Below are 4299 nucleotides of genomic sequence, written 5' to 3'. Positions count from 1 at the left end.
GCGCCGCCCGCCCCGGCCGTCCCCGTGGGAGCGGGGGCCTTGTACGTCGTGCTGTTCGCGGCCATCGTCAGCCCGCGGCGGCGAACGCCGCGTCCATCTTCTTCGCGGCGTCGTCCGACGCCTGTGCCACGTCCTTACGTCCGCTGACGATCTCCTGGAACATCGTCGGCAGGACGAGTGAGGCGTCGATCTGGCCCCAGCCCGGCGAGGCGGGGACGAACTTGGCGCCCGCTCCGAGGGTCTGGACGAACGGCGCGACGAAGGGCTCCTTCTTCGCGGCGTTGTCCCGTACGTCGGTGTAGGTCGGCAGGAAGCCCATCGCGTCGAAGAGCCTGGCCTGGGTCTGCTTCCCGGTCAGCGACTTCATCAGGTCCACCGCCAGGGTGCGGTGCGAACTGCTCTTGAGCACGCCGATGTTGTTGCCGCCAGCGAACGCCGGTGCGATCGAACCCGGTGCGACGCCGGGCAGCGGTACGACCGCGTACTTGCCCTTCACGGCGCCCGCCTCGACCGCGGTGTGGCTGAAGTCGCCGCCGATGGCCATGGCGGCCTTGCCCGAGGCGAAGGAGGTGATGGTCGCGTTGCCGCCCATGGAGGCGCACTTGGCGGCCGGGCAGTTGGCGTCCCCGAAGAGCGAGGTGTACGTCTCGATGCCCTTGCGTGCCTTGTCGCTGTTGATGGCCGCCTTGTACGTGCCACCGGTCTCGTTGGCCAGTTCGCCGCCGTTGGCCCAGATGAACGGCATCGCGCCGTAGGTGTACGCGCCGCCGACCGCGAGGCCGTACAGGTCCGGCTTCGCCTTGTGGACCTTCTTCGCGGTGGAGATCAGCTCGGCCTGGGACTTGGGGACCTCGATGCCGAGGTCCTCGAAGACGTCGGTGCGGTAGTACAGGGCCCGTACGCCGACGAAGAGCGGGGCTCCGTAGACCTTGCCGCCGACCGTCACGGACTGCCTGGCGATCGGGTCGGTGTCCTTGGCCTCGTCCCAGGCCGCGAACTCCTCGCTCACATCGGCGAGTCCGCCGTCCTTCACGTAACCGGCCGTGTCGGTGTTGCCGTACTCGATCAGGTCGGGGGCGCTCTTCGGGTCGTTGAAGGCGGCCTTGATCCGCTGGGCGCGGGTGTCGACGGGGATGTACTCGATCTCGGCCTTCGCGCCCTTGTGGCTCTTCTCGAAATCGGCGACGGCCGCGTCGACGACCTGCTCCTTGGGCTTGTTGCCGACCTCCTGGAACAGCCAGACGCGGAGGGTGCCGGACTTCTCGTCCCCCTTGGCGCTGGTGTCGGAGGTCTGCGGGGCGCAGGCGGTGGCGGTGAGGCCCGCCAGCACAAGCGCCGCAGCGGGGGCGGCAATTCGGGCAGAAAGATGCATCGGGGCCCCTACCGGGTCAGTCGTTGCACCATGTGCAACGCACGTTTCGTTCTGCACAACTGGCAGGAGAGTAGGTGCGCATCAGGGTGCCGACAAGTGGTCTCTACCACTCTGTGACCAGCGGGAGCAGCCCGTGCAACGCAAAGGCCCCCGGGGCGCGCGTTCCTGCGCGCCCCGGGGGCCCTGCTCGGGTCGTTCTACGACCGCGGACCTGCCAGGACTACTTCTTGTCCTTGCCGCCCTTGCCCTTGTCCTTGTCGCCGCCGGCGCCCATGGACTCGTAGATCTCCTTGCACATGGGGCAGACCGGATACTTCTTGGGGTCGCGCCCCGGTACCCAGACCTTGCCGCACAGTGCCACCACGGGGGTGCCCTCCAGGGCACTCGCCATGATCTTGTCCTTCTGGACGTAATGGGCGTAGCGCTCGTGGTCGCCGTCGCCGTTCGACACCTGTGGGGTCGGCTCTACGAGGGTCCCCGTACCTGCCCCGCGCTCGGGCTCAAGAGTGCTCATAACCGTCAAGGGTACTGAAGGCCAGGCCGTAGCGGAGCCGCCCGGTGCGCCGGGTCGCGCCGCCGGCCGGGCGCGGGGCCGCACGCCGGTCCGGCGAACGGCCGGGCGTCAGTTCAGCGACGGGTCGTCGGGGTACGTCGCGATCATCGCGAGCTCGCTGCGCTGGCGCCGCAGGACCGCCCGCCAGAGGCTCTCCGGGCGGGGCGAGGACACGTCGCCGGGCTCGGACTCCACGACGTACCAGGCGCCGTCACCGAGCTCCGCCTCCAGCTGTCCAGGACCCCAGCCCGCGTACCCGGCGAAGATCCGCAGCGACCCGAGAGCCGCGGCCAGCAGCTCCGGCGGCGTCTCCAGGTCCACCAGTCCGATCGCCCCGTGCACCCTGCGCCAGCCGAGGGGCCCGTCGTCGCCGGGGATCACCGCCACGCCGAGCGCGGAGTCGAGCGAGACGGGGCCGCCCTGGAAGACCACGTCCGGTTCACCGGCGAGTCCGGCCCAGGGCGCGAGGATGTCACCGACGCCGACCGGGGTCGGGCGGTTCAGGACCACGCCGAGCGAGCCCTCCTCGTCGTGGTCGAGGAGCAGCACCACCGCGCGGTCGAAATTCGGGTCCGCCAGGGCGGGTGCGGCCACGAGCAGCCGCCCTGTGAGCGAGGACACCTCGGTCATGGCAGAAATGATCCCGCATCTTCGGCTTCCGCGGGGACCAAGTGGACCGGCCGGTCCCCGATCGCTACGAGTGCAGCTCAGGGGCGCACGGATGCACGGGGAGCGCACTGTTCTGTTCACTTCCGGACGGTAACCCTCCGCCAGGAGTGTTGGGCAGAGCGTGTTGTGGCGGATTCATGACGTTCGTACACGGCCGTTTGCCTTACGGAAGGGGGGTAGGAGGCCATTACCCTTTCCGATGGCCCCCCGCCCGACCACTCCGGAACGCGAGATTCATGACCGGCACAGACGATGTCCTGCTTGTCCACGGCGGAACCCCGCTCGAGGGCGAGATCCGCGTCCGCGGCGCCAAGAACCTGGTGCCCAAGGCGATGGTCGCCGCGCTGCTCGGAAGCGGGCCCAGCCGGCTCCGCAACGTGCCCGACATCCGTGATGTACGGGTGGTCCGGGGACTTCTGCAGCTGCACGGCGTGACCGTCCGTCCCGGTGAGGAGCCGGGCGAACTGATCCTCGACCCCTCCCACGTCGAGAGCGCGAACGTCGCCGACATCGATGCCCACGCGGGCTCGTCGCGCATCCCGATCCTCTTCTGCGGCCCGCTGCTGCACCGCCTGGGCCACGCCTTCATCCCGGGGCTCGGCGGCTGCGACATCGGCGGCCGGCCCATCGACTTCCACTTCGAGGTGCTGCGCCAGTTCGGCGCGACGATCGAGAAGCGGGCGGACGGCCAGTACCTGGAGGCCCCGCAGCGACTGCGCGGCACGAAGATCCGGCTGCCGTACCCGTCGGTGGGCTCCACCGAGCAGGTACTGCTGACGGCCGTGCTGGCCGAGGGTGTCACCGAACTGTCCAACGCGGCCGTGGAGCCGGAGATCGAGGACCTCATCTGCGTACTGCAGAAGATGGGCGCGATCATCTCGATGGACACCGACCGGACCATCCGGATCACGGGTGTCGACCGGCTCGACGGGTACACGCACCGGGCGATCCCGGACCGCCTGGAGGCCGCCTCCTGGGCGTCCGCGGCGCTGGCGACCGAAGGCAACATCTACGTGCGCGGCGCCCAGCAGCGCTCGATGATGACCTTCCTGAACACCTTCCGCCGGGTCGGCGGGGCCTTCGAGATCGACGACGAGGGCATCCGCTTCTGGCATCCGGGCGGCGCGCTGAACGCCATCGCCCTGGAGACGGACGTGCACCCCGGGTTCCAGACCGACTGGCAGCAGCCCCTGGTGGTGGCGCTGACGCAGGCCAGCGGCCTGTCCATCGTCCACGAGACGGTGTACGAGTCGCGGCTCGGCTTCACGTCGGCGCTCAACCAGATGGGCGCTCACATCCAGCTCTACCGCGAATGCCTGGGCGGCTCCGACTGCCGCTTCGGCCAGCGCAACTTCCTGCACTCGGCGGTCGTGTCCGGGCCCACGAAGCTCCAGGGCGCCGATCTGGTCATTCCCGACCTGCGCGGCGGCTTCTCGTACCTGATCGCCGCTCTGGCGGCGCAGGGCACCTCCCGGGTGCACGGCATCGACCTGATCAACCGCGGCTACGAGAACTTCATGGACAAGCTCGAGAAGCTCGGCGCGAAGGTCGAGCTGCCGGGCGGAGCGCTCGTCTAGCAACGGCGCACAGCGGCACGCGACGGACGGCGGCGGCCCCCGGGAAGGGGACGCCGCCGTTCGGCGCGTGAGGGGGGCTCTCAGGCCCGTATACGGCGAGGAGCGGCCACCCCGTACGGGGTGGCCGC

At 69.8% G+C, this 4299-nt stretch carries 4 protein-coding genes; 1 reads left to right on the top strand and 3 read right to left on the bottom strand.

Annotated features, from left to right (window positions below; all coding sequences use genetic code 11):
- Window positions 1–67: 67 nt before the first annotated feature.
- The 3 genes from ACFWSK_RS37415 to ACFWSK_RS37405 all read right to left on the bottom strand — a co-directional run bounded on the left by ACFWSK_RS37415 (window position 68) and on the right by ACFWSK_RS37405 (window position 2555).
- Window positions 68–1372 (bottom strand): extracellular solute-binding protein, encoded by a 1305-nt coding sequence (locus tag ACFWSK_RS37415; protein ID WP_383796558.1) that lies wholly within the window; start codon window positions 1370–1372, stop codon window positions 68–70.
- Window positions 1373–1592: 220 nt separating this feature from the next.
- The gene (locus ACFWSK_RS37410; protein ID WP_072484142.1) at window positions 1593–1886 is read right to left on the bottom strand and encodes a DUF3039 domain-containing protein; all 294 of its coding nucleotides are present in this window, start codon (window positions 1884–1886) and stop codon (window positions 1593–1595) included.
- 108 nt (window positions 1887–1994) lie between these two features.
- Entirely contained in the window at window positions 1995–2555 is a 561-nt protein-coding gene (locus ACFWSK_RS37405) for a YqgE/AlgH family protein (RefSeq protein WP_383796555.1), read from the bottom strand.
- Between the two features lie 275 nt (window positions 2556–2830).
- Here ACFWSK_RS37405 and murA point away from each other — a divergent pair, with 275 nt between their 5' ends.
- On the top strand, window positions 2831–4171 hold the full coding sequence (murA, locus tag ACFWSK_RS37400) for a UDP-N-acetylglucosamine 1-carboxyvinyltransferase (protein WP_383796552.1): 1341 nt from the start codon (window positions 2831–2833) through the stop codon (window positions 4169–4171).
- The last annotated feature ends 128 nt before the right edge of the window (window positions 4172–4299 follow it).

This window comes from Streptomyces sp. NPDC058620, assembly GCF_042717135.1.
In the GTDB taxonomy this organism is placed as follows: Bacteria; Actinomycetota; Actinomycetes; order Streptomycetales; family Streptomycetaceae; genus Streptomyces.
Note: the sequence above shows the minus strand (reverse complement) of the source record. Positions and strands in the feature narration are given on the sequence as shown.

Bases quoted from the DNA above. Each gene is read 5' to 3' on its own strand.
- murA (WP_383796552.1), top strand. From the start codon at position 2,831: ATGACCGGCACAGACGATGTCCTGCTTGTCCACGGCGGAACCCCGCTC.
- ACFWSK_RS37405 (WP_383796555.1), bottom strand. From the start codon at position 2,555: ATGACCGAGGTGTCCTCGCTCACAGGGCGGCTGCTCGTGGCCGCACCC.
- ACFWSK_RS37415 (WP_383796558.1), bottom strand. From the start codon at position 1,372: ATGCATCTTTCTGCCCGAATTGCCGCCCCCGCTGCGGCGCTTGTGCTG.
- ACFWSK_RS37410 (WP_072484142.1), bottom strand. From the start codon at position 1,886: ATGAGCACTCTTGAGCCCGAGCGCGGGGCAGGTACGGGGACCCTCGTA.